This window comes from Psychrobacter sp. GW64-MNA-CIBAN-0177, from assembly GCF_040309585.1.
Lineage (GTDB): Bacteria > Pseudomonadota > Gammaproteobacteria > Pseudomonadales > Moraxellaceae > Psychrobacter > Psychrobacter okhotskensis.
Map to the genome: position 1 here is coordinate 1 of NZ_JBEOOY010000453.1, position 251 is coordinate 251.

General features: G+C 41.4%; 1 protein-coding gene. It reads left to right on the forward strand.

The genetic code is table 11. The features are described 5' to 3' along the window. Positions 1-251: LysR substrate-binding domain-containing protein (locus AAEY79_RS15820; protein WP_352289597.1), on the forward strand; the 251-nt coding region annotated here is incomplete at both ends.

The window sequence follows — 251 nt, forward strand, 5'->3', positions numbered from 1 at the left end:
GACATCCACTCACAGATAAAGCGGAGATACGCTGGCAAGACTTTGAATCTTATCCATTCATTCTTTATAACGAAGATTTTTCATTAGCAAAGTTAATTAACCGTTTAAGCCGTGAAGCTGGGGTGCAACTCAATATAGCCTTTAGAACGGGTCAATGGGATTTTTTAGCCGCGATGGTTGAAGCAAACTTGGGCGTCGCGATTTTACCCGAACCCATTTGCCAACGATTAAGTAATAGCAGACTGGTATTT